This is a genomic window from Rufibacter sp. LB8 (genome assembly GCF_014876185.1).
Lineage (GTDB): Bacteria > Bacteroidota > Bacteroidia > Cytophagales > Hymenobacteraceae > Nibribacter.
In genome coordinates this window covers 4,051,794-4,078,212 of record NZ_JADALJ010000001.1, presented here as the reverse complement: position 1 = coordinate 4,078,212, position 26,419 = coordinate 4,051,794, and the positions used below count along the sequence as shown (strand labels likewise).

At 49.3% G+C, this 26,419-nt stretch carries 25 protein-coding genes; 10 read left to right on the top strand and 15 right to left on the bottom strand.

Annotated elements, in window-relative coordinates; genetic code table 11:
* The first annotated feature begins 209 nt into the window (after positions 1–209).
* Positions 210–647 (top strand): hypothetical protein, encoded by a 438-nt coding sequence (locus IMY23_RS16880; RefSeq protein WP_192823209.1) that lies wholly within the window; start codon positions 210–212, stop codon positions 645–647.
* A gap of 57 nt (positions 648–704) precedes the next feature.
* Here the strand turns inward: IMY23_RS16880 and IMY23_RS16875 are convergent, their stop codons facing one another.
* Positions 705–1,262 carry a GNAT family N-acetyltransferase gene (locus tag IMY23_RS16875; RefSeq protein WP_192823208.1) on the bottom strand — a complete coding sequence of 186 codons (558 nt, stop codon included), beginning with the start codon at positions 1,260–1,262 and terminating at the stop codon, positions 705–707.
* 201 nt (positions 1,263–1,463) lie between these two features.
* Here IMY23_RS16875 and IMY23_RS16870 point away from each other — a divergent pair, with 201 nt between their 5' ends.
* From IMY23_RS16870 to IMY23_RS16860, 3 genes are read left to right on the top strand one after another with little or no spacing between them, the layout of a single operon-like run.
* Positions 1,464–2,120, top strand: a complete 657-nt coding sequence (locus IMY23_RS16870) for a (2Fe-2S)-binding protein (protein ID WP_192823207.1) — start codon at positions 1,464–1,466, stop codon at positions 2,118–2,120.
* Positions 2,117–3,100: a xanthine dehydrogenase family protein subunit M gene (locus IMY23_RS16865; protein WP_192823206.1), complete on the top strand. Its 984-nt coding sequence runs from the start codon at positions 2,117–2,119 to the stop codon at positions 3,098–3,100. Before IMY23_RS16870 ends, IMY23_RS16865 begins: the two co-directional genes overlap by 4 nt.
* An 11-nt stretch (positions 3,101–3,111) precedes the next feature.
* Positions 3,112–5,361, top strand: a complete 2,250-nt coding sequence (locus IMY23_RS16860) for a xanthine dehydrogenase family protein molybdopterin-binding subunit (protein ID WP_192823205.1) — start codon at positions 3,112–3,114, stop codon at positions 5,359–5,361.
* A 405-nt stretch (positions 5,362–5,766) separates the two neighbouring features.
* Here IMY23_RS16860 and uvrB read toward each other — a convergent pair whose 3' ends face one another.
* The 13 genes from uvrB to IMY23_RS16795 all read right to left on the bottom strand — a co-directional run bounded on the left by uvrB (position 5,767) and on the right by IMY23_RS16795 (position 19,780).
* Entirely contained in the window at positions 5,767–7,800 is a 2,034-nt protein-coding gene (gene uvrB, locus IMY23_RS16855; protein ID WP_192823204.1) for an excinuclease ABC subunit UvrB, read from the bottom strand.
* Between the two features lie 130 nt (positions 7,801–7,930).
* Positions 7,931–8,296 (bottom strand): hypothetical protein, encoded by a 366-nt coding sequence (locus IMY23_RS16850; RefSeq protein WP_192823203.1) that lies wholly within the window; start codon positions 8,294–8,296, stop codon positions 7,931–7,933.
* A gap of 47 nt (positions 8,297–8,343) precedes the next feature.
* Complete coding sequence (locus IMY23_RS16845) at positions 8,344–8,586, bottom strand: hypothetical protein (RefSeq protein WP_192823202.1); 243 nt, start codon at positions 8,584–8,586, stop codon at positions 8,344–8,346.
* A gap of 121 nt (positions 8,587–8,707) precedes the next feature.
* Entirely contained in the window at positions 8,708–10,324 is a 1,617-nt protein-coding gene (locus tag IMY23_RS16840; RefSeq protein ID WP_192823201.1) for an outer membrane beta-barrel protein, read from the bottom strand.
* The gene (locus IMY23_RS16835) at positions 10,305–10,877 is read right to left on the bottom strand and encodes an RNA polymerase sigma factor (protein ID WP_225986535.1); all 573 of its coding nucleotides are present in this window, start codon (positions 10,875–10,877) and stop codon (positions 10,305–10,307) included. The genes IMY23_RS16840 and IMY23_RS16835 overlap by 20 nt, the downstream gene beginning before the upstream one ends.
* Before the next feature lie 281 nt (positions 10,878–11,158).
* Entirely contained in the window at positions 11,159–11,896 is a 738-nt protein-coding gene (locus IMY23_RS16830) for a shikimate dehydrogenase (protein ID WP_192823200.1), read from the bottom strand.
* Between the two features lie 23 nt (positions 11,897–11,919).
* Positions 11,920–12,564, bottom strand: coding sequence for a DedA family protein (locus tag IMY23_RS16825; RefSeq protein ID WP_192823199.1), 645 nt, complete (start codon positions 12,562–12,564; stop codon positions 11,920–11,922).
* Between the two features lie 37 nt (positions 12,565–12,601).
* Positions 12,602–13,384, bottom strand: a complete 783-nt coding sequence (locus tag IMY23_RS16820) for a phosphosulfolactate synthase (RefSeq protein ID WP_192823198.1) — start codon at positions 13,382–13,384, stop codon at positions 12,602–12,604.
* Positions 13,385–13,390: 6 nt separating this feature from the next.
* A complete protein-coding gene (locus tag IMY23_RS16815) occupies positions 13,391–14,791 on the bottom strand; it encodes a lipopolysaccharide assembly protein LapB (RefSeq protein WP_192823197.1) in 1,401 nt (466 codons plus the stop codon).
* 66 nt (positions 14,792–14,857) lie between these two features.
* Positions 14,858–15,832, bottom strand: coding sequence for an NAD-dependent epimerase/dehydratase family protein (locus tag IMY23_RS16810; RefSeq protein WP_192823196.1), 975 nt, complete (start codon positions 15,830–15,832; stop codon positions 14,858–14,860).
* Between the two features lie 10 nt (positions 15,833–15,842).
* Positions 15,843–16,595 (bottom strand): tyrosine-protein phosphatase, encoded by a 753-nt coding sequence (locus tag IMY23_RS16805; RefSeq protein ID WP_192823195.1) that lies wholly within the window; start codon positions 16,593–16,595, stop codon positions 15,843–15,845.
* Between the two features lie 2 nt (positions 16,596–16,597).
* Positions 16,598–19,033: a polysaccharide biosynthesis tyrosine autokinase gene (locus IMY23_RS16800; RefSeq protein ID WP_192823194.1), complete on the bottom strand. Its 2,436-nt coding sequence runs from the start codon at positions 19,031–19,033 to the stop codon at positions 16,598–16,600.
* Between the two features lie 15 nt (positions 19,034–19,048).
* A complete protein-coding gene (locus tag IMY23_RS16795; RefSeq protein ID WP_192823193.1) occupies positions 19,049–19,780 on the bottom strand; it encodes a polysaccharide biosynthesis/export family protein in 732 nt (243 codons plus the stop codon).
* Between the two features lie 534 nt (positions 19,781–20,314).
* Here IMY23_RS16795 and IMY23_RS16790 point away from each other — a divergent pair.
* The 4 genes from IMY23_RS16790 (at position 20,315) to hpf (ending at position 23,015) form a co-directional block, all read left to right on the top strand.
* Positions 20,315–21,454 (top strand): acyl-CoA dehydrogenase, encoded by a 1,140-nt coding sequence (locus tag IMY23_RS16790; RefSeq protein WP_192823192.1) that lies wholly within the window; start codon positions 20,315–20,317, stop codon positions 21,452–21,454.
* Positions 21,455–21,537: 83 nt separating this feature from the next.
* A complete protein-coding gene (rpsU, locus tag IMY23_RS16785) occupies positions 21,538–21,732 on the top strand; it encodes a 30S ribosomal protein S21 (RefSeq protein ID WP_123127797.1) in 195 nt (64 codons plus the stop codon).
* Positions 21,733–21,808: 76 nt separating this feature from the next.
* Positions 21,809–22,687 (top strand): tyrosine-type recombinase/integrase, encoded by an 879-nt coding sequence (locus IMY23_RS16780; protein ID WP_192823191.1) that lies wholly within the window; start codon positions 21,809–21,811, stop codon positions 22,685–22,687.
* 25 nt (positions 22,688–22,712) lie between these two features.
* Positions 22,713–23,015 (top strand): ribosome hibernation-promoting factor, HPF/YfiA family, encoded by a 303-nt coding sequence (gene hpf, locus IMY23_RS16775; protein WP_192823190.1) that lies wholly within the window; start codon positions 22,713–22,715, stop codon positions 23,013–23,015.
* Between the two features lie 85 nt (positions 23,016–23,100).
* Here the strand turns inward: hpf and metK are convergent, their stop codons facing one another.
* Positions 23,101–24,405, bottom strand: coding sequence for a methionine adenosyltransferase (metK, locus tag IMY23_RS16770; RefSeq protein WP_192823189.1), 1,305 nt, complete (start codon positions 24,403–24,405; stop codon positions 23,101–23,103).
* A gap of 248 nt (positions 24,406–24,653) precedes the next feature.
* On the opposite strand from metK, the gene IMY23_RS16765 reads away from it, so the two are divergent.
* Positions 24,654–25,478, top strand: coding sequence for a phosphatase PAP2 family protein (locus tag IMY23_RS16765; RefSeq protein WP_192823188.1), 825 nt, complete (start codon positions 24,654–24,656; stop codon positions 25,476–25,478).
* A 12-nt stretch (positions 25,479–25,490) separates the two neighbouring features.
* The gene (locus IMY23_RS16760) at positions 25,491–26,318 is read left to right on the top strand and encodes a phosphatase PAP2 family protein (protein WP_192823187.1); all 828 of its coding nucleotides are present in this window, start codon (positions 25,491–25,493) and stop codon (positions 26,316–26,318) included.
* The last annotated feature ends 101 nt before the right edge of the window (positions 26,319–26,419 follow it).

The window sequence follows — 26,419 nt, the reverse complement described above, 5'->3', positions numbered from 1 at the left end:
TTGAGCTAGCGCTTTTGCTTTTCGTATAAGTGTAGATGCAGAAGACAAATGAGTTAGTGCCTTGTAAGTTCTATCATGTCTATACAAGGGGCAATAACAGCGAAACTGTTTTCGTGAATCAGGAAAGCTATTATTACTTTCTGCAATTATACCGAAAATATGTTGCGCCGTTTGTACATACGTATTGCTATTGTCTATTACCAAATCATGTGCATTTCCTGATTCAGGTAAAGGGAGCAGAAAACCTATTTAAACAAAGTGAACAGAATCAAGAACTCTTACCAGTTAACATTCATAGGCAATGGGGACATTTGCTAAATGCATTTACCAAAGCATTGAATACCCGCTATGGCCGAGCAGACAGTCTGTTTCAAAAGCGCTTCAGAAGAAAAGAGGTCACTTCTGAAGCATATTTCACCAGACTGATTTTCTACATTCATTTCAACCCGCAGCATCACGGGCTAATCCAAGACTTCAAAGAATGGCCTTACTCCTCTTACCATAGCCTCTTATCTAAAAAACAAACTACCCTTGAGCGAGACACAGTTCTTGAATGGTTTGGAGGAAAAAATCAATTGGAAAGATTCCACCAAGAACTTACTGACTTTCGCTCCATTACCCCTTTAATAGAAGAAGACGAACTGTAATGACGCCCGCTCAAAAGACCTCGTAGCGTCTGCAAGACCTGCGAGCGTCTGCGCCAACTACACCGCCCGCTGCATGTATAAATCACGCTGCACGTCCTGGCCCAAGACAAAGGTCAATTCCCCGGCAAACGCAAACCCATATTTCTGGTAGAACCGGATGGCGCGGTGGTTGCTTTCCCAGACGGTGAGCCAGATCACGTCATGGCCGTTCTCGCGGGCTTTGTCCAGGCTTTTTTGCATCAGAGCATCGCCCAATCCTTTGCCGGTAAAGGCCTGCAGCAGATACAGTCGGCTTATCTGGAACGGTCTTTCGCCGGAAATCTCATTCGGGGCTTCGTCCCAGTTCCATTTCACGTAGGCAACGGCTTCATTATTACTTTCCGCAATGATGAACTGAGTCTTGGGATCTGCCAGTTCTTCGGCTTGCCGTGCGGGTGCGTACATGGTGGGGTGAAAGGCATCCATGTCTTCATTGGTGTTGTGCGGCGCGAAGGTTTCCTCAAACGTGCGCCAACCCAGGTCAGCTAACAGGTTGGCGTCTTGGGCGGTGGCGATTCTGAAAGTGACGTTCTCAGCAGGGAAAGCGGGCATGATTTTCTTTTTAAGCGATGCCAAAGATACGGTAGACGTTTATAAGAATTTGTATGCCTCTGCGAACGTGATTCCTGTTTTTGGCTTCATTTCTGGAAATGAGCCTGAAAACGGGTTTGTACGTACATCTATTTTCGGGCTGAATGCCTTAATTTAGACTGCATCTAATTCGCCGCTTGCGTATACTTACCATTGCACCTATTGCACTTAGCGTAATCTATAAATATGCCACAAAACCAATCGCCTGATTCCTTTTTGCCAGAGGACGAAGAAAATAAACCCAAACTCTCAGACGCCCGCCGCCTGTTTTTAAAGCAATCTTCCATCTTAACCGCCTTCGCGCTCACGCCCAGCGTGGCCGTGAAAGCCGCAGACCTGAAGTTGGAAGAAAAAGTCGCCGCGGTTTTTGAGAAAGTGAACATCACATTGGACATCAACGGCAAAAAACGGAAACTTTCTGTGGAGCCCCGCACCACCGTGTTGGATTTACTGCGCGAGCAACTCAACCTCACCGGCACCAAAAAAGGCTGCGACTACGGCCAATGCGGCGCCTGCACCGTGCACATTGACGGGGAGCGCGTGTTGTCTTGCCTTTCTTTAGTGGTGATGCAGGACGAGAAAAAAATCACCACCATTGAAGGCCTGGCTGATGGCGACAAACTCCATCCCATGCAGGAAGCGTTCATCAAGCATGACGGTTTCCAGTGCGGCTACTGCACACCGGGGCAAATCATGTCTGCGGTGGCTTGTATTAAAGAAGGCCATGCCAATTCTGATGACGAGATACGCGAATACATGAGCGGCAACATCTGCCGGTGCGGCGCCTACCCCAACATTGTCAATGCCATCAAGGAAGTTAAAAGCGGAGGGCAGAACCTATGATACCGTTCCAATACGTAAAGCCCAGCAAGCAGAAAGCGGCCATTGACACCGTGAACAAAGACCAGACGGCCATGTTCATTGCCGGCGGCACCAACCTGATTGACCTGATGAAGCGCGGTGTCCTGAACCCGGAAAGACTGGTGGACATCAACAAACTCCCGCTCCGGAAGATTGAAAAAGAGAAAAACAACGTGCGCATTGGGGCACTGGCACTGAACAGCACGGTGTCTGAGGATAAACTGATTCTGGAAAAGCATCCTTTGCTGGCGCAAGCGTTGAATGCCGGTGCCTCTGCCCAACTCAGAAACATGGCTACCGTGGGCGGAAATTTGATGCAGCAAGTACGTTGCCCTTATTTCTATGACACGGCCATGCCCTGCAACAAACGGGAGCCGGGCACGGGTTGCAGCGCGCTGGAAGGCTACAATCGCATGCACGCCATCTTCGGGCACAGTGACAAATGCATCGCGGTGAATCCGTCAGATATGAATGTGGCCTTGGTGGCCTTAGATGCCGTGGTGTTGGTGTCTGGCCCCAAGGGCGATAGAAAAATACCGTTCCAGGACTTCCACCGCCTGCCCGGCGACATGCCGCACATTCACACAAATTTACATAAAGGCGAATTGATTACAGCCGTAGACATCCCGGAAAACCCCTACACCAAAAACGTCCATTACCTCAAAGTGCGCGACCGTAACTCCTATGCCTTCGCGCTGGTTTCTGTGGCGGCGGCGCTGGATTTAAACGGCAGCACCATCAAATCGGCTAGGTTGGCCATGGGCGGCGTGGCGCATAAACCCTGGCGCTTATCTGAAGCTGAGCAGTTCCTGGCTGGCAAACCGGCTACGGAGGCAACTTTTCAGCAAGCGGCAGAGATTGCCATGCGCGGCGCGAAGGCGTTTGAACACAACCAATTTAAACTGAAGCTCGGCCCCAACACCCTAGTGCAGGCCTTGAAAAATGCGGCGGCCGCCGTTTAACCCATTCCTTTATGAAAGATTATTTCTTCCAAGATACAGTCGGTAAACCGATGGACCGGGTAGATGGCCGCCAGAAAGTAACGGGTGCCGCCAAATACTCCGCTGAATATGAACTGCCTAATATGGCGCACGCGGTGCTTGTCGGCAGCACCATCGCCAAAGGCAGCATCAAAAGCCTGGACACCAAACGCGCCGAAAATGCGCCGGGCGTACTGGCCGTTCTGCATTATCAGAACGCCATCAAAGTTCCCGGCTATGCCCAAGAGGCGCACCCCACAGAGCCCAAACCCGCTGGCCAACCGCTTCAAATTTTCATTGACAATAAGATTCACTTCAATGACCAGCCCATTGCGGTGGTAGTGGCTGATACCCTGGAGCGGGCCCTGTACGCAGCCAAACTGGTGAAAGCTACTTACCAGGAAGACAAACACGTCACAGATTTCGATCAAAACATGGACAAGGCCGTCTTGCCCACCGTGGCCAAGCGCAACCCCAAGCACGGCCTCAATGACTATGTGCGCGGCAAAGAAGACGCCTATAAAACCGAGTCTCTGAAAATTGAAAGCGAATACGTGATGCCCGTGGAGTTTCATAACCCCATGGAATTGCAGGCCATCATCGCGCATTGGGAGGCTGATAACAAACTGACGGTCTATGACAAAACGCAGGCGGTGATAGGCACGCAGAAAGCTTTCGCCAAAGACTGGAAGATTCCGGAGGAGAACGTGAAAGTGATCGCTACGTATGTGGGTGGCGCTTTCGGGAATGGGTTGCATACGTGGCCGCATGAGACAGCCGCCATCATTGCCGCCAAACAGGTGAAACGTCCGGTAAAACTGATGCTTACGCGTGAGCAGATGTTCACCATGGTGGGCTACCGGCCGCACGCCTGGCAGAAAGTGGGCATGAGCGCCACCAAAGACGGAAAAATCACCGCCATCACACACGAGGCCACTGGCCAGACGTCTTCTTACGAGGAATTCACCGAGAGCACCTTGCAGCAGACGCGCATGATGTACACTAGCCCCAACGTGACCACGCGCTACCGCATTCTGCCCTTGAACGTGAGCACACCCATCTGGATGCGCGGCCCCGGCGAGGCCACCGGCGCGTTCGCTTTGGAGAGTGCGCTGGACGAGATGGCGTATGTGTTAGGCATTGACCCGCTGGAATTCAGGATGCTGAACCACACCGACAAAGACCCTGAGAAGAACCTGCCCTGGTCTACCAAATACCTGAAAGAAGCCATGCAAATGGGCGCTGAACGCATTGGCTGGAACAAACGGAAACTAGAACCTCGCTCTATAAAAAACGGCGATTGGCTGGTGGGCTATGGTATGGGCGTAGGTACGTTTGGTGCTAACCGCGGCAGAGCCAAAGTCAGAGCCACTCTGCACAGTGACGGCACCTTGGTCATGCAAAGCGCCACCACAGACATCGGCCCCGGCACCGGAACTGCCATGGTGCAGATTGCGGCGCAGAACTTAGGGCTGGCTCCGGAGAAAATAGTGTTTGAGTTAGGGAGTTCCCTGTTTCCGCCGTCGCCCAGCCAAGGCGGGTCTGCCACGGTGGCTACGGTGGGCTCCGCGGTGCATGCGGTTTGCCAAGTGTTGAAGAAGCGCTTGACCACCATGGTAGCTGGTAACGCAGACACCAGTTTCAAGGGTGCTACGGTGGAAAACCTGACCTTTAAAGACGGCTACGTTTCGTTGACGGCCTCCCCTACTACCCGGCTTTCTTTCGCTGAGATCCTGAAACAACAGAATTTGCCCGAGTTGGAGGTAAGTGAGGAATCATCGCCAGACGGAAGCTTGAGAGGTAAATACTCCATGTATTCTTTCTCCGTGCACTTCGCCGAGGTGCAAGTGCATGCCTTGACCGGTCAGATTAAAGTGACCAACATGGTAGCCTGCGCCGATGCGGGCACCATCATCAATTCCAAAACCGCCGGCAACCAGATGATTGGCGGCGCCGTGGGCGGCATTGGCATGGCCTTAACCGAGGGCGGCGTGATGGATCACCGGTTTGGGCGGTACGTGACCAAAGATTTTGCCGATTACCACGTACCGGTTCATGCCGATGCGCCTAACATTACCGCGGCTTTTGTCAACAAGCCAGATTTGATTAACAACCCTAACGGCACCAAAGGCATCGGAGAGATCGCCATTATTGGCGTGGCACCAGCCATTGCCAACGCCATCTTCAATGCCACTGGCAGAAGAATCAGGGAATTACCCATCACGCCAGACAAATTGATTTAAATTTATTCGATTGAAACGAAAAAGCCGCTCTACTAATTTTGTAGAGCGGCTTTTCTGTTTTTGGCTTCGTTTTCAGAAATGAGCCCGAAAACGGATGAGGTCAATTCACTAGTAGAGACACTCGTAGGAGCTGCGCACACTACGAGGTCTTTTGAGTAACAGTAATTATTGTTCCAACTTTCTCCAGACCTGCCCTTCTCCTGGAGGGAAAAGGAAACACACTTTTCAGTTTTACCGGAAAGACAGCAGAACTTACACATAGTTTTCAGCTTACTATCTGTTATCGCTTGCTCAAATGACCTCGTAGTGTGCGAAGCTCCTACGAGTGTCTATGCCAACTGCGTTTTCGGCTTCATTTCTGGAAATGGAGCCGAAAACAGGATTTCAAAAGTATAAACCGCAGAATTAGTCGCGTTTGTTCTTGAGTAGTTTTCTCAGCTCAGCCAGTTCATCTCTGAATTTAGCGGCTTGCAAAAAGTCCAGTTCCTTGGCGGCGGCTTCCATCTGCTTCTCGGTTTTCTTGATGACTTTCTCCAGCTCGTCGCGCTTCATGTACTGCACCACCGGGTCAGCGGCGATGGAGAGCAGGCTTTCGTCCGGTCCAGCATAAGCCTTGGCCTCGCGCTTGTTGCTGTCTGCCACCGAGGTCTGTTCCATAATGGCTTCCTTGGATTTATAGATGGTTTTGGGCGTGATGCCGTGCTCCATGTTGTATTCCATCTGGGTGGCGCGGCGGCGGTTGGTCTCGTCAATGGCGCGTTGCATGGAACCGGTCATGCGGTCTGCGTACATAATCACTTTCCCGTTTTCATTACGCGCCGCCCGACCAATGGTCTGAATCAAGGAGCGCTGGTCCCGCAGGAAGCCTTCTTTATCGGCATCCAGAATAGTCACCAAACTTACCTCGGGTAAATCCAGACCTTCACGGAGTAGGTTCACGCCAATCAACACGTCAATGGTTCCTAGGCGCAGTTCGCGCAGAATCTCCACGCGCTCCAGCGTCTTCACTTCAGAGTGAATGTATTTTACCTTGATGTTGAGGCGTTCCATGTACTTGCTGAGTTCTTCGGCCATGCGTTTAGTGAGCGTGGTCACCAGCACGCGGTCGCCGCGTTTGATGCGGTTGTCCACTTCGTCCAACAAATCATCAATCTGGTTTTGGCTGGGCCGAACTTCAATTTCAGGGTCCAGCAAACCGGTTGGTCTGATAATCTGCTCCACAATCACGCCCTCAGATTTCTGGATTTCATAGTCGCCGGGCGTCGCGCTCACGAACAACACCTGGTGCATCACGCTTTCAAATTCATTGAACGTAAGCGGGCGGTTGTCCATAGCGGCGGGCAGCCGGAAGCCGTATTCTACCAGCGCGGTTTTGCGCGAGCGGTCGCCGCCCCACATGGCTTTCACCTGCGGAAGCGTAGCGTGGCTCTCGTCAATCACCATCAGGAAATCATCCGGAAAATAGTCCAGCAAACAGAAGGGCCGCGCGCCGGGCTCCCGACGGTCAAAGTAGCGGGAATAGTTCTCAATACCGGAGCAATACCCCAATTCCCGAATCATCTCCAAGTCAAACTCGGTGCGTTCTTTAATGCGTTTGGCTTCCTGGTCGCGGCCTTCTTTCTCAAAATAGGCGTGCTGCGCCACCATGTCAAACTGAATCTCTTGTATGGCTTGGTTCAGCGTGTCTTTGCCAGTCACGAACAAGTTGGCCGGGAATAGCGAAATACCTTCCTCGTCGGCTATCTTCTTGCCAGATTCTGGGTCAATGCGCTGAATGGATTCAATCTCGTCGCCCCAGAAATAGATGCGGTAAGCAAAATCGGCGTAGGCGGGGTAAATATCCACGGTATCGCCCTTCACCCTAAATGTTCCACGTGTGAACTCCACCTCGGTGCGGCTGTAGAGAATTGACACGAATTGGTACAAAAGGTTGTTGCGGCTCACTTTCATGCCCGGTGCCAGCGGAATCACGTTCTTTCCGAATTCCTCTGGGTTACCAATACCGTAAATACAAGACACCGACGCCACCACAATCACATCTCGCCTACCAGACAACAAAGCCGAAGTGGCGTGTAGGCGCAGTTTCTCAATCTCCTCGTTGATGGCCAAGTCCTTTTCAATGAACACGTCAGAGGAAGCAATGTAGGCCTCGGGCTGATAATAGTCATAGTAGGAAATGAAGTATTCTACGGCGTTGTTGGGGAAGAACTGCTTGAACTCGCCGTACAGCTGCGCGGCCAGCGTTTTGTTGTGGCAAAGCACCAGTGTGGGCTTCTTCACTTCCTGAATCACGTTGGCCACGGTGAACGTTTTACCGGTACCGGTAGCGCCCAGCAAGACCTGCGCGTGCTCACCAGTTCTGATGCCTTTCACCAGTTCCTTAATAGCCTTGGGCTGGTCACCGGTAGGCTTAAATTCTGACGTTAATTGAAAATCCATAGCGGAAAGAATACGGTCAAAGATAACGTATTATAACAGCAGAAAGAGCAAGAGAGTTTAGCCGGCGGCAAAGATTGCTAAAGAAAGTAGCGTTTTTGGGCTCTGTTTTGGAAATGAAGCTAAAACCAGGTTATGGGCAGGGTGTTTCCTGGGTGGTGAGGATTTTTACGTGCGGGTAAATCACCGGTATGAACGTGGGACATTCTGGCGTCTCGCTCTCGGGCACGGGGGCCATGGTAATGTAAATACGCTTGCCCGGCACCTGGTAGTAACGCGCCAGGTTGAGGGTGTTCACCAGCACTGTGTCGCCGCTGGAAGGCCTGGTGTCCAGCAGGGTGGCAATGCGGCTGTTTTTGTCAACCACGGCCAGTACCGTACCGCAGCCCTGGTCTACCACCACAGCCTCATAGCAGTCACTGCTTACCTCTTCGTCATCTTTGCAGGCCAACAGGCACAACGGCAAGGCCATCAGCCAGAGAGAAGTCAGTTTACGCATACAAGAATACTGGTAATAAGTGAAAGGGAATCTGAAGTGGGTTGTGGCTATTTAACGGCCGCGTACATGAAAGATACTTGCGCGGGGAGCGCAAAGATAGTGGATTTGGGAGTAGGCGCCTCTTTGGGTTTTGGTTGCTCGGTCACCAGCAGGTGATTTGTGTCTTTTTCGCCCAGCACCAGCTTTATTTCCTCTTTCATCCAGAGCGCCGCTCCCCCAATGTACAGCGGCACGGAGAACAGGAGGACCCAGGTTCTTACCACTTTGGGGGTTGAGTAAGTTTTATTCATGTGTTAGTAGATCTCTAAATAAAACTGTTCCAAATCAGGAGAGCATTCACTAAAAGCAAATCTAACATTTCTAATCAAAAAGGAAAATGAAAAAGACGCTTTTCTGCGAATCTTTTTTATATTATTTAAAAACCTTCCACCGCGCCGACAGACTCACTCCCACCTGAATAGTCTCTGGCTGGTTCTGTTCCTCCTTGAGCACCGATGAAAGGGCGTACATGGCATCTGGCCCCACCATGAAACTCAATTGCCGGTTCACTTCATAACCCACGCCCGCCGAGGTGACCGTGGACCACTGCCATTTCCTGAACGGCGAATGCGGGTCATTGTACCCAAAGTGCTGAGGCGGCGCCTGGTTGTTCTCTGGGGTGATGGAATTGCGCAAGAGCAAACTCAGGTTCACCCCGCCAGACACGTAAGCGAACAGCTTCTGGAACGCATGCCGGTAAGAAACCTTAAGCGGCACGCCTACTTGTTGGTACTTGTAATGCGTGCTGTAAGGCGCCGTAGGCGCCACCGTGACCCGGCTGGCAGCATTGGAAGTGGAAAGATTGTTAGCGCGCGCAGCGTTGATGTTGGTGTAATTCATGAACACCGGCTCAGACACCACTATAGAAGCCCCGGCAGCGGCTGGGCTAGCCTCCATGATTAAATAAGAATGCTGCGTGGAGGCCTCATTCTGGGCGTACAACAGGCCACTCTCCACCTGCCAATGGCTGTTGATGCTGTAACTGGCCCCCACCACGGCGCGGTAAGAGAAACCAGGCTTGTAGGTGGTGTTGTATTCCTCTACGGCTTTCTGGTAACTCTGGTACATCTGGGGCTGGGCCATGGCGCTAGTGGCGGCAAGGGTGTTGCCCTCCGGCTGAATTTTGATGGGCGAATAAGCATACTGCGGCACATAGGCCAGTGAAACACTCCATTTGGAAACCATATTCACCGAGCCGTCAATGATGGCTTTCTTTTCAGATGATTCTACCGCCACTTTCTGAGGTTTGTCCAGTAATAGGAGTGATTTTCCCGCTGGGGCCAAGCTGTCAACAATATTTGCTCTGGTTTGCAATTCCGGGGCGGTGGTAACGGCAGGTACTGCGCTAGTGGCCACCGCCAGGGTTTGGGTTTCGTTTGAAAGCGTTGAAATCACTTCCTCAGATTGGGCAGCTTTAGTTTCATTTGAAGTTTCCTGAACCGGTAGCGCACGGTGCTGTGCTAAACTGGCTACCTGCTCTGTAACCTTGGAACGCGGCTTATTCCCTGCCAAATTGCTGGCCTTGGTTGTATTGCCTGGCGCACTGGCAATAGATGGAAAGGATTTATCAAGAATAGTTGCGTTTTCGGGCTCATTTCTGGAAACGGAGCCAAAAACGGGATTCTGGTCTTGGGTTTGGCTGGCTGCTATGGATTGCTCTGGCGCAGGCGCAGATTCGCCCGGTGCCACCGCACCCGTTTCTGGGGCAGCCGAAGCTGGGCGCACCGCTACTTCCCCGGCAAACGGTTGGAGGGACGCGGTTTGGTATTTCCAGATCAGGCCGCCGGCCAGGCACAGAAACAACAGACACGCGGCGGCCCTATACCAGATTACCTGCCGGCGGTAGCGGCGAAGCTCCTGGTTCTCCAGTTCCCGGTCCAGGTTTTCCCAGAGGCGGGCCGAAGGGGGCGTTTGGGCTCCCTCAAAGCCATTCCGGAAGACATCCTCCACAGAATGGCGCTGATTTTCCTCATTTGATGACTTTTTCATATGGTTGCTCTAATCGCATGAGCGCCTGCCGCAAACTGGCGCGGGCGCGGGAATATTGTGACTTTGACGTACTCTCCGTGATGTCCAGCATGACCCCAATCTCTTTGTGCGAGAATCCTTCAATGGCGTACAAATTGAACACCGCCTGGTAGCGGGGCGGCAAGGACCGCACCAACTGCAGCAGTTCCTCATAGCCGTATTGATTCTCCAGGCCTTGGTCCCCGGCGTCTTCCCAGGTTTCCTCTTCCTGCTCCGTGACGGTGAGGTGGCGGTTGGCGCGCTGGTGTTTTAAAGCCGTGTTGATGACAATGCGTTTGATCCAGAACTCCAGCGGGCACTCCTGCTTGAACTTGCCCACGTGCTGGAACACCTTCAGGAACGCGTCTTGCAGAATGTCCTCGGCCTCAAAATCTGTATGGGCATACCTTCGGCTCACAGCCAGCATTTTGCCGGCGTACGCCTGGTACAGCAGGTGTTGGGCCTCTCTTTTGCCCGCCACCACACCCTTGATCAGGTCGGCTTCATGTACAGCTTGTTCTGGTAGAATCTTCAAGTATGCGCAACTGAGAGATGTGTCTTATTGGTAAGAGCCCTGGCCTGGCCCAAAGGTTGCATGCGGTTAGAGCGAACCTTCCTTTTTTTTTATTGAAGCCCCTTAAGGCGAGTTTCCTTTTACAGACAGCCAACCACGTGGCAACCCCCAGACAGGCAAAGCTAAAGTAGGGCCTTAAAACAAAAATTCCGTTTTCGGGCTCATTTCTGAAAATGAGCCCGAAAACGGAAAACGAAAGGGCAACTTAATTAGGAGTTACAGTTCTGAAGAAGGGATACTGATTAGCTATGCCATATTTGCCAGGCTACCTCGGCCTGCAGGCACAGCATCTCAAACCCGTTGATGGTTTTGGCGCCCATGGCTTTTCCTTTTTTCAGGAACAGCGTCTCTGCGGGATTGTACACCAAATCAAACAGGTAATGGTGGCTTGACAACAGCTCATACGGTATCTGAGGCGCCTCCTCTGCCTTGGGAAATGTGCCCACCGGCGAGGCATTGATAATCAACGACACCGACGACATCAGGCTCTGGGTCAGGTCCTCATAAGTCAGGTTGTCTCCCTGCCGGGTCCTGGAAACCGTGCGGTACGAGATGTTCAGGTATTCCAAGGCCGCTTGCACCGCTTTTGCCGCGCCACCCGTGCCCAAGATCAAGGCCTGGCTCTGGGAATAGCAATGGTAGAAATTCTGCAAAGACTGCATGAAGCCCTGGTAGTCTGAGTTATGGCCAATCAACTTTCCGTCTTCAAACTTAACCACGTTCACCGCGCCAATACGGGCCGCGGCAGACTCCAAGCCGTCTAAAAACGGAATGATGGTTTCTTTGTACGGAATAGTCACGTTCAGCCCCTTCAAATTAGGCTGCGCGGCAATCAACTTCGGGAAATCAAGAATTGACTCCAGCTCAAACAACTGGTACACGCTGTTAGTGATCCCCTCAGACCTGAATTTCTCAGTGAAATAGCTTTGGGAGAAGGAGTGGTTTAGTTTTTGGCCTACTAACCCGTATACTTGTTCCATGCAATAACCGCTAGGCGTTGGAGTTACGCTTTGTTTGACTTGAACTTATGCTTGAGTAACTCAATAACGGGTGGCAAAATAGAAAGCAGGATAATGGCGAAAATTACCAGCGTGAAGTTTTTCTTGACCGCTGGAATGTTCCCGAACAGAAAGCCCGCCGCCACAAAGCCCACTACCCAGATAAAGCCCCCAATTACGTTATAGGACAGGAATTTGCTGTATTTCATGGTGCCCACCCCAGCCACAAACGGCGCAAACGTCCGGATGATGGGGATGAACCTCGCGAAGATGATGGTCTTGCCCCCGTGCTTCTCATAAAACGCCTGGGTCTTGAGCAAGTACTCCCTTTTCAGGAAACGATAGTCTCGCTTGAACACCTTGGGTCCAAAATAATTGCCTATAGTATAATTCAGAGTATCTCCCAGAAAGGCTGCCACAAACAACAGCACCAGCAGAATCCATACGTTGAGCACCCCGGTGGCCGCAAAGGCCCCGGCGGCAAACAGCAAAGAGTCACCAGGCAAAAATGGCATCACCACCACGCCTGTCTCCACAAAAATGATAAGGAACAGGATGATATAGGTCCAGGTGCCGTAATCTGAGATAATCTGACTCAGGTGCTGGTCTAAATGCAGGAAAAGGTCAATGAACTGGCGGAGTAACTCCATATTAAAAAGGGATAGAGGTATTGTAATTTTAGGGGCCCTAGAGCCAGGCGTTTATCATGTCTTTGTCCAGGAACTGCCCAAACGTGTCGCCGCGCAAGCCAAGTCTTATGGTTTCCAGGGGAATAATCTCGTTGGGAGCAATGTTGCCCAGATTCACGTTGGTGCCTAACAACTTGATAAAGAACACCTGCTGTGATTTCTGTGGCGCCTCCCAGATAATTTTCTCAAACGGAATCTGGGTCAGGATCTCTTCCACCAGACCGCTCCTCACTTCGCCGGTAGACCTGAACAAACCCACGTTACCTGCTTCCCTGGACTCACCGATCACCTTCCAGGCCCCAGCTTCCAGCTCGGCCTTCATGAGGCTGATCCATTTGTAGGGCGGAATGATTTTCTCGGCGTCTTTTGAGCCTACTTCAGACAAAACGGTCACATCTTTGGCCAGCGTTCTAATGTATTCACACTTCACGTCATGGTTCATTTCAATGGACCCGTCAGATACTTCGGCGTAGGTAAGTTTGTATTTGTCCAGCGTGCGGCGGTAGTCGTCAAACTGATTCCGCACCACAAAGGCTTCAAACAAGGTTCCGCCCAAGTACACCGGAATGCCCGCCGCCTGGTACAGTTCTATCTTCTTGTCCAGGTTTTTAGTGACATAGGAAGTGGCCCAACCCAACTTTACAATATCTACATATTCTCCAGATGCCTCAATGAAATCTTCGGCTTCTCTCAGGCTCAGGCCTTTGTCCATGGCCATGGTGAAACCGCTCTCTCTAGGTTTGGAGGTGCGCTCTGGTAAGTGGGATAAGTGGTAATTCATGCAGGTTTATTTACGATACTGGTCAATAAGCCGGGCCAAAGCCCGCTGAGATTCCAGCTCAGGAAAGAATTCAAAGAGAAGCTTGTGCTTGTCGAAGTCCAAAATTAAGGCATTTTCCAGATAATTATATGCCTGTTTGTACTTTCCTGCCGCCAAACTGTAAGCGCAGAGCCGGTATTGCAGCTCTGCTTCGTCTGGCTGCAGTTCCAGGGCATTCAAGAGAAGGTCAATAGCCCCGTCAAAATTACCCTGTTCATACAAGATAATGGACCAGTTCAACCAGATGTCTTTGTTCTCCGGTGCCAGGGTACTGGCGTGTTCATAGGCTTCCACGCTGGAGATAATGTTCCCCATTTGGTATTCCGCCGCGGCCAGGGCCATCCAGTATTCTGCGTTGTCTGAGAAAAACGAAATGGCCTTGCGGTAATGGTGTACCGCCTCTAACCATTTTTCCTGCAGGTCCAGGATCACGCCAATGCCAAACCAGGCCTCGTCCATGTCTGGCGAGAGGTCAATGGCTTTTTGGTAGTATTTATGTGACAGGTCCCACTGCGACAGTTTTTCATAACATTCACCAATATTGCACAGGATATCGGCATTAGGACCGGTTTGCTCTGCGGCCGCCAGAAAGGCCTCAATGGCTTTGGAGAACTCGCCCAGGTACACAAAGTTGTTGGCCAGGTTTACATAGGCTGCCGCAAACTCAGGTTTGATTAGCGTAGCGTATTCATAGGCGCCCACAGCTTTCTCGTAATTGCCCAGTCGGCTATGCGCCAGGCCCAAATTAAACCAAGCAGGGGCCGAATAAGGGTCTTCGTCCACAAATTCCTGGAAGAAACTGACCACAGATTCCCCTTCGCCGGTTATTTCAAGGCAATAAAGCAATTCCTGCAGGGCCAGCTCGTTCTCACTGTTCATTCTGAGGCTCTTCTTGTAGTACTTCATGGCCGCCTTGAACTTGCCCCAGCTTTGGTAAGACAACCCTATGTTGAACAGGATGTCATCTTTTACCTCTGCCTTTTCAATGGCTTGCTTAAAGTGGTCAATGGCCAGCGCAAAATCGCCTTTCTGGTTGAAGATGATGCCTTTGGTCAAGGGGATGTCTTCGTTTTCCGGGTCCAGTTCGGCCACCTCGTCCACCAGCACCAACGCCTCGTCAAAGGCCCCCAGCATGGCTAGCACCTGGGCTTTGTCAATCAAGAGTTCGGTGGAAAACGGATATTGCGCAATGCCCACATCACAGGCTTTCAGTGCCTGGCTGTAGTTGAAGGTATTAGCATAGTAATCAATGATTACCTCAAAATCTGACAGGTCAAAAAAAACAGAAACATTGGTTTCCAGCATGCTTTCAAACCGTTGGACCAGGTCCAAGTCCTCGCTGGAAAAATCCTCAAAATTATCGTCCATCTACAAGCTATTCACAACAAGGGTTCAGGTGAAACCCTCCCCATTACACGATTCTCTTAAACTTAATTACGCCAGCCCTTTGGGGGAAAGTTGCTGACAGCACCACTGCAAGGTCTCTTCCAACGGCCGAAACTCCATGCCTGTTGCCTTTTTCACTTTTGCATTGCTGTAAAAATGTTTTTCCTGGGCAATGCGGGCAGTTTCCTTGGTGATTAAAGGTCTTTTCCCGGTCAATTTGCCTCTTACCGCTTCTACCCGCCATAAGACTTCTGCCAGCCAAGCCGGCACTTTGGTACTGGGCGCCTTCTTCTGCAAGATGGCCGCCACCTGCTGGAAAAAGGAAAGGTACGTGACCTGATGGGCATTCAGGATAAACCGCTCGCCCCATGCTTCCTTTTCCATTAACGTGACCGCCGCCAACACCACATCACGAACATCTACAAAGTTGGCGTAGCCGTGGCTGTAAAAAGAACGCTCCTCCTGCACATACTTAAACAACTGTGTGCTACTTCTGTTTACGTCACCGGGCCCTAATACAATGGATGGATTCACGATCACCGCTTTCAGCCCTTCAGAGATGCCGCGCCATACTTCCATTTCGCCAAAGAACTTAGAGGTGGCATACGCGGATCTTTCTTCTGACGGGTTCCATTTGGCTGTCTCGTCAATTACTTCCTGCCCTTTGGCCCGGTTAATGGCCGCAATGGAGCTTATATGGCAAAGCTTAACGCCTGGGTTTTCCAGACAGACATCCACTACATTGGCGGTGCCCTTTACGTTGATTTGTTCTAACAGTTCTTCATCCTGCGGAGCATATGACACAAAACCCGCACTGTGGTATACTTCCTCTACTCCTTCAATTAGCCCCCGCAGCAAAAGTACATCCAACACATCTCCCTTTTCCCAAGAAAGACGGTCATGTTTTAGTTGCGGTTCTGTATTTCTATAAAGCGCGACTATCTCACAGGGCTCCTCCAGCAGACGCTTCAGCAGAAAATCACCAATTAAGCCGGTTCCGCCAGTGACTAAAATCTTTCTCAAAGGGCTCTGATCAAAGGGTTGCGTTCAACAACGGTAATTTTAAGGCTTCTGCCAGTAACGGTTCTTTTAAGGACCTCTCCAAAGATCGAATATGACGCAAAGAATGGGTATCTGTCCCCAAGAACTCCACAGCCTTTTGTTGAATTAACTGTTTTGCTACCTCCTGGGCCATTTTGGAGTAATAGCCCGTGATGGAATTAGTGTTAATCTGAAACAATACTCCCAACTCCCGCAACTGGAGCAGCTTCTCCAACCGGCCATAGAAATACGTATAGCGTTCTGGGTGCGCCAGAACGGGAGTATATCCTGCCGCTTTAATGGAAAAGATAGCCTGGTGCAAGAGAGACGGTTCATTCATATAAGAAGTTTCTATCAAAAGAAACTTCCGATCTCCGCCAAAAGAAAGAAGCGGCTCCTCCCCTTCCAGCTTGGCCATAAACCATTCGTCAAGGTAATATTCGGCGGCGCAACTGAGTTCTAAGTCGATCCCGGAATCCCTTGCTGCTACTCTTACCTCCTCCAGTTTCCCCAGAATCATAGAAGGCGTGTTTTTGTAAAAATCACCCATTATATGGGGCGTCATACACACCTTTTTGAACCCCAGTGCCTGCAAGGCTTGCAGCAGTTGCAAGGATTCCTCTATAGAAACAGCCCCGTCATCTAACCCAGGCAGCACGTGTGAGTGCATGTCTGTCACCAGCCCTTCATACGACTGAATGGGCTCGTCTTTTTTCTCGAATAGCCGCCTTAAAATCGGCCACATATCTATTTCTTAAAGATTGACTTCAACTTATCACCCATGGTGGGCTTCACTTCCTCGTCATAATACCCATACCCATAACCGTATCCATAGCCGTACCCATACCCATAAGAGTACCCATACATGTTTACGCTTTGCGAATCATTCAGGATAGTAGCCATGTTGGTTAACTGATTCGCCCGTATTAGGCGGTCTATTCCCTTTAGGAAAGCTTTCTTAGAATAATTAGCCCTCACAATAAACAGCGGGATATCAGCCTTGCGCATGATCAACACCCCATCTGTCACAAGACCTACCGGCGGGCTGTCCACAATGACTACGTCATATTCCTGATGTAACTCTTGAAGAACTTCATCAAACCGTTGGGACATAATCAACTCTGATGGGTTGGGAGGCGTGGGTCCTGCAGAGATAAAATCCAGGCCAGGGATAGAAGTATGTTGTAATCCTTCCTGTACTGTATGTTTATCAATCAGAATGGTGCTCATACCTTTGATATTATCACCATCCAAGGCAATGTGCACCTTTGGCTTTCGCATATCCAAATCCAATAACGCTACCCGTTGGCCCGACATGGCAATGATACCACCCAAATTTACCGCCACAAAGGTTTTTCCCTCGCCGCTGATAGTGGAGGTGATGGAGATAATCCGTTTCTTTTTGGAAGAACTCAGGAAATCCAGGTTTGTTCTGATAGATCTGATAGATTCGCTCAGTGCCGACTTCGGGTTCTGGTTCACCACCAGTTTTGAAACCGGCATTTTCTCCTTGTTATAAGAAGGAACGATTCCAAGGACAGGGGCAGTCGTATTCCGCTCTAATTCCCGAACGTTGGTGACGGTGTTATGCATCAAGTAACGTGCACCAATTAAACCGACACCAAGGAATAATCCGCCTGCTAAGCCAATTGCATAAATCAAAAAAGCATTGGGGTATACCGGATTCCCTTCGTTGGGCAGGCTTGCAGGAGACAAAATTTGAAAATCTGCCGTAGTCCCGGCCATGGAGATGCCATATTCCACCCGTTTGTCCATGATCATCAGGTAAAACTTCTCGTAGATTCCCAAAATCCTGGCAAGACGCGCTCTTTCGGTTTCTTTGGACGGAGCCTGTACAATCTCGCCGGTCAACCGAGCCTGGTTTCTATCAAGATTTGCAATTTGGCTTTGAATAAATCTGCGAGATTCTGTAATTAACCCAGATATCTTCCTCTCCGAAAGTTCAATCTGGTCCTCAACCATTTTGTCAGATAAAGTATTTCCTCTACTTGTTGCTAAGGACCTCCTGCGTCTTGATAACAAATCATTATGAAGTGTCAATTGCTGAAGTAACTGAGGATCTTGCTGTAAATGAACCTGTAAACCCAATAAAGTGCCAGATAAGTCTTCGTCTCTCTGGATTCTTTGCTGAATATCACTTAACACTGTTGTCTTGAAACGTAAGTCAAGCTTTTGCTTCTCCAGATCTTGAAGTTGACTCATTGCTGCGTCAAGAGTGGACTTAACATCATATGACTTATTCTCCTTCACAAAGTATTCCATGTCAAACTCCGCCTTCCGGAGGTTGTCCTGAGTTTCCTGAAGCTGTTCGTTTAGAAATTCAACCGTTTGCCTGTTGGCCTGGTTGCTACGGGCAAGTTTCTGCTGCAGATAAACCGTATCTAACTTATTAACTATGTCGCGGGCTTTGTACCGGTTAAAGTCTTTGAAAGAGATAGAAATGGTTTTTGCCTCTGGGTTTAAGATAGCCGCATTGATGTTGGTATTCAGGTATTTCTTAAGTGCTTGGTCACTATGCACAATAAAAAAATATGTTTGCCCCAAGTCATTTTTATCCAAAGCAGCAGTTCTATTCACCAATAGCTCATTTCCATCAATCGTCACAGGCTCACCCAATAAGTGAGTTGACCCACTTCCTTCCCCAATCCAAAGCGAGTATTTAGTGTTTGAGATAAACTTCAGATAAATCTTTTCATCTAGAAGTGAAAACTTACCTGGCTCATAGACAACCGTAAATGGGCTTTCCTTGTAAAGCTCTACATCTAACACCCTAGCCTCAACATGGTAACTTACCTGTAGTGGCATACTCTTCTTTAATTGATCATAGACCAAATCAGATTTGATAAGATCCACCTCACCTTGGAGCTTTCCAACGCCAGGATCCATCATTTGCTGCTGTCCAAGTCCTAATACGCCTGCTTCTGATTGCTCATCTAATTTGATTGTAGAGGAGGACTCGTAAACTTTTTTGGTATATCTAAGAAATAGGTAAGACGCAGAAAGGCCTAGCAATATCAATAATAAGACCCAAGGAATACTTTTTCTGACAACATGCCAAAGCGTGACAAAATCAATGCTGGCGCCACTATCCTCTTCCTCCAGTTCAGTATTTCCTAAGCGATGATCAAGTTCTTCAAGATCATTTGCTGTTTTCACACTCATTAAATCTATTGCTTATTACTGTATAACATTTTTAATTACCAAGTATGAAGTCAGAACATTGCTGACAGCTCCCAAAACCAAAAGCGCGTCGCGTAATGATTCATTGAATACCCTTCTCACTGGTTCAATATAGACCACATCATTGGGCATAACTCTTAGGTTCGCCCGTTGCATGCCTTCTACGGTGGAAAGGTCTATCAGATGTACAATTGGCTTACTGGTGGAAACATCTCTGATCAATCTGATATTATGTGCTTTGCCATCAGTTGAAATTCCACCAGCCAAGGCAAGTACTTCCACCAAATGCATGTTCTCATGGGGTAACGGAATCACTTTTCCACCGGAAGCACCTAAGACCACAACCCTTCTACTCGCAACCTGTGTGTAAACATAGGTCTCTCTGTAATAAGTTTCAAACCTACTTTGGAACATACTGTCTGCCTGCGCCACAGTCATTCCCAGCACATTCACGAATCCTATCATAGGAACCTTAACGTCACCGTTGGGCTGAACGACGTAAGTAGGGTCCTCTACTTGTATCCTTTGGTTGGCACCACCCCCTCCGCCAGTATTCCCTTGCATTAATTCCTGCCGAAGGAAATTGTTTGGGTCAACCAATATCTCCCCTTTGTTGGTGAAGATTTTAATATCCAAAACATCGTTCGGCTGGATTCTGTAATTGCGCCCAGCCTCTGTGGCGGAGGCCCTTAGCAGGTCAGCGTTTACATCTCCATTTGTCCGGAACATAATGTTCTGCCGATATACTTCACAGGAACTCAACTGCACAAGCAAAAGAAGAAGGCATAAATACCGAAAAGCCAATCTAATTAAGGAACGGGGCATAAAGGAACAGATTCTAGTGGGTCAGAGAAAGCCTGTAAGGCATGGCAAGCCAAATACAAAGTAAGTCAAAAGTAATGGGTATGGCAAACCAACCAATTTGCCATGATTACTCATAATTCCATAGAAAGTTATTCCTATGCATTCGCAGAAGCATTTACCTATGCTCCTTGCCTCATATATTTATTAATGGACCCAACGGAAATAAACCATCAATAGAGAGCACCACATATTACAGGTAGTAGGCGAACACGTAAATGGAGACATTTCTGTTTTCGGGTCCATTTCTGGAAATGAGCCCGAAAACAGAAAATTATTAGCCAATCCCTACTATTGCTCAAGCAATCCAAGAACATTGTAGGCTAACATACGTTAGCTTGGTGTTAGGAAAATGTGTAACTTTCCACCTTGATTAGTAGCAGACTACAAAAATTATACCCCATGCAACTTACCTATAATGAGAATCAGCAGATGATTGCTGAAATGATCCGTGACTTCGGCGCTAAGTCTATTAAACCAGACATGATGAAATGGGACGAGTCTCAGGAGTTCCCGGTTCATATCTTTAAGCAACTAGGTGAATTAGGGCTCATGGGCGTCTTGGTTCCGCAGGAATACGGCGGCTCGGGTTTTGGGTATGTAGAATATGTGACGGCCATTGCCGAGCTATCTAAGATTGACGGTTCCATTGGTCTTTCCATGGCAGCCCATAACTCCTTGTGCACGGGTCATATCCTGCAGTTTGGCAACGAAGAACAGAAACGCAAGTGGCTCCCGAAGTTGGCCTCTGCAGAGTGGATTGGCGCCTGGGGATTAACCGAACCCAACACAGGTTCTGATGCGGGCAACATGCGCACGGTGGCTGTTAGAGACGGCGACCATTGGGTATTGAACGGTGCCAAAAACTTCATCACACACGGCAAATCCAGCAACATTGCAGTAGTAATTGCCAGAACCGGCGAGGTAGGTGATTCCCATGCCATGACGGCTTTCGTGATTGAGAAACCTACCGATGGCTTTTCTGCCGGACGCAAAGAAGACAAACTGGGCATGCGCGCCTCTGAAACCACAGAATTGATTTTTGAAGATTGCCGCGTACCACATAAAAATATCTTAGGCGAGGTGGGCGAAGGCTTTATTCAGTCTATGAAAGTATTGGACGGCGGGCGTATTTCCATTGCCGCCTTGAGCTTGGGCATTGCCCAAGGAGCCTATGAAGCCGCGTTGGCTTACTCCAAAGAACGTCACCAGTTCAACAAGCCTATCTCTCAGTTCCAAGGCATTGCGTTTAAATTGGCAGACATGGCCACTGAGATTGAAGCTGCCGCTTTGCTTACCTACCGGTCAGCCGCCATGAAAGACCGAGGCGAGAATGTAACCAAGGAATCTGCCATGGCTAAGCTGTATGCCTCTGAGGTTTGCGTGCGTGCCGCCAATGAGGGTGTGCAGATTTTTGGAGGCTACGGCTACACCAAAGATTACCCGGCAGAGAAGTATTACCGTGATTCTAAGCTTTGCACCATTGGCGAAGGCACCTCTGAAATACAGAAACTGGTAATTTCAAGGTCCATTTTAAAATAATTGGGGAGCAGGTATTGACTCTGACAGGATTAGTCAATATCTTTGCAATCCTTTAAACCTAAGAGTTAAAATTAACCTATTATATGATTATCATTAACGTAAAGGATAACGAGTCTGTAGACAAAGCCCTAAAAAGATTCAAAAAGAAATTTGAGAGAACCGGTGTTCTGAAGCAATTGCGCGCCAGAACGTTCTTCCAGAAGCCTTCTGTGTCAAAAAGAAAGCAGAAAGAAAGAGCTATCTATAAGCAACAATTGTTCGCAAACGACAACTACTAGTCGTTATCGCTAGAACTTACGTTCTAATTCCATAAATTAGTGAATAGGAAACGCTTTTGTTCTCCTCCACTAGTTTATGGAATTATTTTTTAAATACCTTGAGTTTGAGAAGCGCTTCAGCCCGCACACTATTCTCTCCTACAAGACTGATTTACAACAGTTCAAGGAATACCTGCTGGAAACCTATCAGCTAGAAGACATTATTGCGGCCGACCACGGCATCATCAGGTCCTGGATTGTGTCACTGGTGCAGAAAGAGTTGGACAGCCGTACCATACATAGAAAAATTGCCTCCCTCAGATCCTTCTTCCGGTTTAAGCTGCAGCGCGGCGACATTGACAAAAACCCTACGGTCAGGATCAAAGCCCCAAAACTTGCCAAGAAACTTCCGGCCTTCATCACAGAAGACGCCTTCTCTCAACTGCTGGACCACTCTGCTTTTTCAGAAGATTTTAAAGGGCACCGGGAGAAAGTAATTCTGGAACTGCTGTACGGCACCGGCATGCGTCTGGCAGAACTTCTGAACTTACGTCTTTCTGACATTAACCTAATCGCCAGCACCTTGAAAGTGTTAGGCAAAGGAAACAAAGAGCGAATTCTACCTTTGAACACCTCTGTAAAGGCGGAGTTGGAACGCTACCTGGTCAGTAGAAACCACCATTTCCCCGATAACAATTCTGCATTTCTACTCGTTACTGATAAAGGAGCGCCGCTCTACCCCAAGTTTGTGTACCGGGTGGTAAAAAAGTACATTGGCACGGTATCCACGTCGGCTAAAAACAGCCCACATGTGCTGAGACACTCCTTTGCCACGCATTTATTGAACAGAGGGGCAGATTTAGGGGCCATCAAAGACCTGCTGGGTCACGCCAGTTTGGCGGCCACCCAGGTCTATACCCATAATTCCATTGAGCAACTCAAGGCCGTCTTTGAGAAAGCTCACCCAAAAGCCTAGTTCTTAACACCTAACGAAGTCATCTATGAAACTGCAAATCCAATCTGTGCACTTCACCGCCGACCAAAGCCTTCTGGACTTTCTCCAAAGAAAATTAGACAAGCTAGATACCTTCTTTGACCGAATTGTGAGCGGCGAGGTAATTCTGCGCGTTGTAAAGCCAGAAACTCATGACAATAAATTGGTAGAAGTAAAATTGTTTGTCCCGGGCGCTACTTTGTTCTGCAAGGAAGAAGCCAGCACCTTTGAGATTGCCACAGACATGGCCCTAGAGGATATGAAGAGACAACTGATAAAATACAAAGAGAAGGCGACGGCGCATCATTAACAGCTAGCACCTACACTTACTGCAATAAAACAAAAGAGCCCCGTTTTGGGGCTCTTTTTATGAAATGAGGTCGAAAACGCAAGGCTTATAAAGCAAAAGCAGCTTTGATTTTCTCTACGTAATCTAGTTTTTCCCAGGTAAAGGTTTCAAACTCGCGCTCCTCTGTTTTACCGTTAACGGTGTACTGCACTTTCTTGGTGCCAGACTCGCGGCCCATGTGGCCATAAGCAGCCGTCTCAGAGAAGATAGGGTTCTGTAAGCCAAAACGGGTGACAATATCATATGGGCGCATCTCAAACAGTTCGTTCACCTTGTCTGCAATTTCGCCGTCTGTCATGACCTGGCCGTTGGCGCCTTTCACCTTGGTAGTACCGTAGGTGGTTACATACAAGCCTACCGGTTCTGCCACGCCAATAGCATACGCCACTTGCACCAATACTTGATCTGCTACACCGGCCGCCACCAAGTTCTTAGCAATGTGACGGGCAGCATAGGCCGCTGAGCGGTCAACCTTGGAAGAGTCTTTCCCGGAGAAAGCACCGCCACCATGGGCTCCTTTTCCACCGTACGTATCTACAATAATTTTACGGCCAGTTAAGCCGGTGTCACCATGCGGGCCACCAATCACAAACTTACCGGTCGGGTTGATGTGGTAGGTGATATCATCGCCAAACAAATCAACGGTACGCTGCGGCAATTTGCTTTTCACGCGAGGCAACAGAATGTTCAAAACGTCTTCCTTGATGCGGGCCACCATCTTGGCTTCGGCAGCTTTAGAGGAAGCGGCATCATTAGCATCTGAAGTCTCAAACTCATCATGCTGGGTAGAGATGACAATGGTGTCAATCTTCTCTGGCACGTGGGTGTCTGAATACCTGATGGTCACCTGAGACTTAGCGTCTGGACGCAGGTAGGTCATTTCCTTGCATTCTTTTCTGATGGCGGCTAATTCCTTCAGGAGAATGTGGGAAATCTCCAGTGCCAAGGGCATATAGCTGTCTGTCTCACTGGTGGCATAGCCAAACATCATGCCCTGATCACCGGCACCCTGGTCTTCCGGGTTCTCGCGCTCCACGCCCTGGTTTATGTCACCGGACTGCTCATGGATGGTAGAAATCACGCCGCAGGCCTCAGCATCAAACTTATACTCAGATTTGGTATAGCCAATGCGCTTGATGACCTCACGGGCCACTTTCTGCACATCAACGTAGGCCTGTGATTTCACTTCGCCGCTGAGTACTACCAACCCGGTGGTCACCAGCGTCTCACAAGCTACTTTTGACTGAGGATCCTGCTTTAAGAATTCATCTAGAAGCGCATCTGATATTTGATCTGCAACTTTATCTGGGTGACCCTCAGACACAGACTCTGATGTAAAAAGATAAGGCATTTAGAAAAGGATTATATACAACGTGAACGGGCGCTGGCTAGCAGAACCTTGCGGGGCAAAATTAGTCTAATTGAGGGAGATGTGAAAACTTACTACCAAAAACCATTTTAAATCCCAGATATTCTGCCTACAAACCGCCAGTAAGACGTATTCAATAAAACATGCGGCTTATAAACGGTAGAAACCTTTTAAACTACACGCCGTTTCAGAAGCAGCTTTTACACCAAAGCCTAAAATTACTTACTAGCATGAAAAAATATTTCTACAGTTTACTCCTTAGCCTCGCGACGCTTACTTCTTCTGTTGCCCAAAACTCGTCACCGTATAAGACCTCGTTTAAAGTAGATGGCCCCATTACCGCGGTAGGGGTAGGTCTGAGCGGCTTGGGCTTGTATCTGATGCAGGAGAAAACACCTTTCACAGACGCCGAAGCTAATAATCTAGACAAGCGGGATGTGAACGGGTTTGACCGCTTTGCCGCCGGTAACGCCAGCCTTAGTTCCAAGAAAGTAAGCGATGTCATGCTTTACAGCTCCATTGCTGCGCCGGCCTTGCTTTTGTTTGATTCTAAAATTAAAGGAAACGCAGGCCAGATGTTCGCGCTCTACATAGAGACCATGTCTGTGACTGGTGCCTTGTTCACCCTGTCTTCGGCCGCCTTTCCTAGGGCAAGACCGCTGACGTATAGTAAAGATCGGAACTTGGTACCACTTGGTGAAATTACCAGAGCCAACGCGCAGAATTCATTTTTTGCCGGGCACACGGCTGCAGTCTCTACTATGACCTTCTTTACCGCCAAAGTATTCCATGATTACAACCCAGATTCACCAGCGCGTCATTTTGTGTGGGCCGGGGCTGCGGTTGTACCAGCTGCGGTGGGTTACCTGCGCTTAGATGCCGGAAAACACTTTCTGAGTGATAACATTGTAGGTTATACCGTTGGGGCCGCGGTGGGTATTTTGGTGCCACAGCTTCACAAAAAAGGCATGGATAGCGGTATCTCTTTGAAACCCGCGGTCATTCAGGTGCAAGGCCAGCCAGTAGATGGGGTGAGCCTGTCATATAAATTTTAAGCAGACCGAAGGGTGAACAAAGGTGTAGCATTTTTTCTTGCCATCTTCTGGGCATGTAACCTGACCACTCCGGCCTTCTCTCAATCAGATGCTGGGGTGTACAAGATTGATGTTTGGAAAGATGGTGCCATCACCGCTGGTGGCATAGGCATGGCCGTGACAGGCTCCTTGCTGATGTTGAACAAGCCTCAAATCACCGCTGCTGACCTCCAGAAACTAGACAAGCGCCAGGTCAACCGGTTTGACAGGTTTGCCGCCGGTAATTACAGCAAAAGCGCACAGAACTTAAGTGATATTCCTTTCTATACGTCATTTGCGTTGCCGCTCGTATTTTTAAGTGACGCCAAGGCACGTTCACAGGCGCCACAGATTTACTTTCTGTATGCCGAGGCTATTTCCCTGACAGGTGGCTTGTATGCCTTAACCGCCGGATTGGTGAACCGAACCAGGCCGAACGTCTATGGCGTTGACAACCCGGCGGAAGAGCGGCTACACAAGTATGCCAACAATTCCTTCTTCGGGGGGCATGCCGCCGCTACCGCCACCGCTACTTTCTTCACGGCCAAGGTCTTTCATGATTTATACCCTGACTCTCCCTGGCGCCCTGTGGTCTGGGGAACCGCCGCCGCCGTACCAGCCACCGTGGCCTATTTAAGACTTAAGGCCGGAAAGCATTTTCTATCTGATAATTTGCTAGGCTACGGCATTGGCGCCACCATTGGCATTTTGGTCCCAGAACTGCATAAGAACCACCACCAAAGAGCATGGCATTTGCTCCCTTCCACTGAGCAAGCAGCGGGCTCATATTTTTCAGGGCTTGCCCTTTTGAGGCGTTTTTGACCTCATTTCTGGAAATGAAGCCAAAAACAGCAGAGCCGACTCCAAATGTAGTCGGCTCTGCTGTTTTAAGATTGTACGGCTTTGGGTACCGCATCAAAGGT

Coding starts and splice junctions, on each gene's coding strand:
- IMY23_RS16870 (WP_192823207.1), top strand. CDS start 1,464: ATGCCACAAAACCAATCGCCTGATTCCTTTTTGCCAGAGGACGAAGAA.
- IMY23_RS16865 (WP_192823206.1), top strand. CDS start 2,117: ATGATACCGTTCCAATACGTAAAGCCCAGCAAGCAGAAAGCGGCCATT.
- IMY23_RS16860 (WP_192823205.1), top strand. CDS start 3,112: ATGAAAGATTATTTCTTCCAAGATACAGTCGGTAAACCGATGGACCGG.
- uvrB (WP_192823204.1), bottom strand. CDS start 7,800: ATGGATTTTCAATTAACGTCAGAATTTAAGCCTACCGGTGACCAGCCC.
- IMY23_RS16850 (WP_192823203.1), bottom strand. CDS start 8,296: ATGCGTAAACTGACTTCTCTCTGGCTGATGGCCTTGCCGTTGTGCCTG.
- IMY23_RS16845 (WP_192823202.1), bottom strand. CDS start 8,586: ATGAATAAAACTTACTCAACCCCCAAAGTGGTAAGAACCTGGGTCCTC.
- IMY23_RS16840 (WP_192823201.1), bottom strand. CDS start 10,324: ATGAAAAAGTCATCAAATGAGGAAAATCAGCGCCATTCTGTGGAGGAT.
- IMY23_RS16830 (WP_192823200.1), bottom strand. CDS start 11,896: ATGGAACAAGTATACGGGTTAGTAGGCCAAAAACTAAACCACTCCTTC.
- IMY23_RS16825 (WP_192823199.1), bottom strand. CDS start 12,564: ATGGAGTTACTCCGCCAGTTCATTGACCTTTTCCTGCATTTAGACCAG.
- IMY23_RS16820 (WP_192823198.1), bottom strand. CDS start 13,384: ATGAATTACCACTTATCCCACTTACCAGAGCGCACCTCCAAACCTAGA.
- IMY23_RS16815 (WP_192823197.1), bottom strand. CDS start 14,791: ATGGACGATAATTTTGAGGATTTTTCCAGCGAGGACTTGGACCTGGTC.
- IMY23_RS16805 (WP_192823195.1), bottom strand. CDS start 16,595: ATGTGGCCGATTTTAAGGCGGCTATTCGAGAAAAAAGACGAGCCCATT.
- IMY23_RS16800 (WP_192823194.1), bottom strand. CDS start 19,033: ATGAGTGTGAAAACAGCAAATGATCTTGAAGAACTTGATCATCGCTTA.
- IMY23_RS16795 (WP_192823193.1), bottom strand. CDS start 19,780: ATGTTCCGGACAAATGGAGATGTAAACGCTGACCTGCTAAGGGCCTCC.
- IMY23_RS16790 (WP_192823192.1), top strand. CDS start 20,315: ATGCAACTTACCTATAATGAGAATCAGCAGATGATTGCTGAAATGATC.
- rpsU (WP_123127797.1), top strand. CDS start 21,538: ATGATTATCATTAACGTAAAGGATAACGAGTCTGTAGACAAAGCCCTA.
- IMY23_RS16780 (WP_192823191.1), top strand. CDS start 21,809: ATGGAATTATTTTTTAAATACCTTGAGTTTGAGAAGCGCTTCAGCCCG.
- hpf (WP_192823190.1), top strand. CDS start 22,713: ATGAAACTGCAAATCCAATCTGTGCACTTCACCGCCGACCAAAGCCTT.
- metK (WP_192823189.1), bottom strand. CDS start 24,405: ATGCCTTATCTTTTTACATCAGAGTCTGTGTCTGAGGGTCACCCAGAT.
- IMY23_RS16765 (WP_192823188.1), top strand. CDS start 24,654: ATGAAAAAATATTTCTACAGTTTACTCCTTAGCCTCGCGACGCTTACT.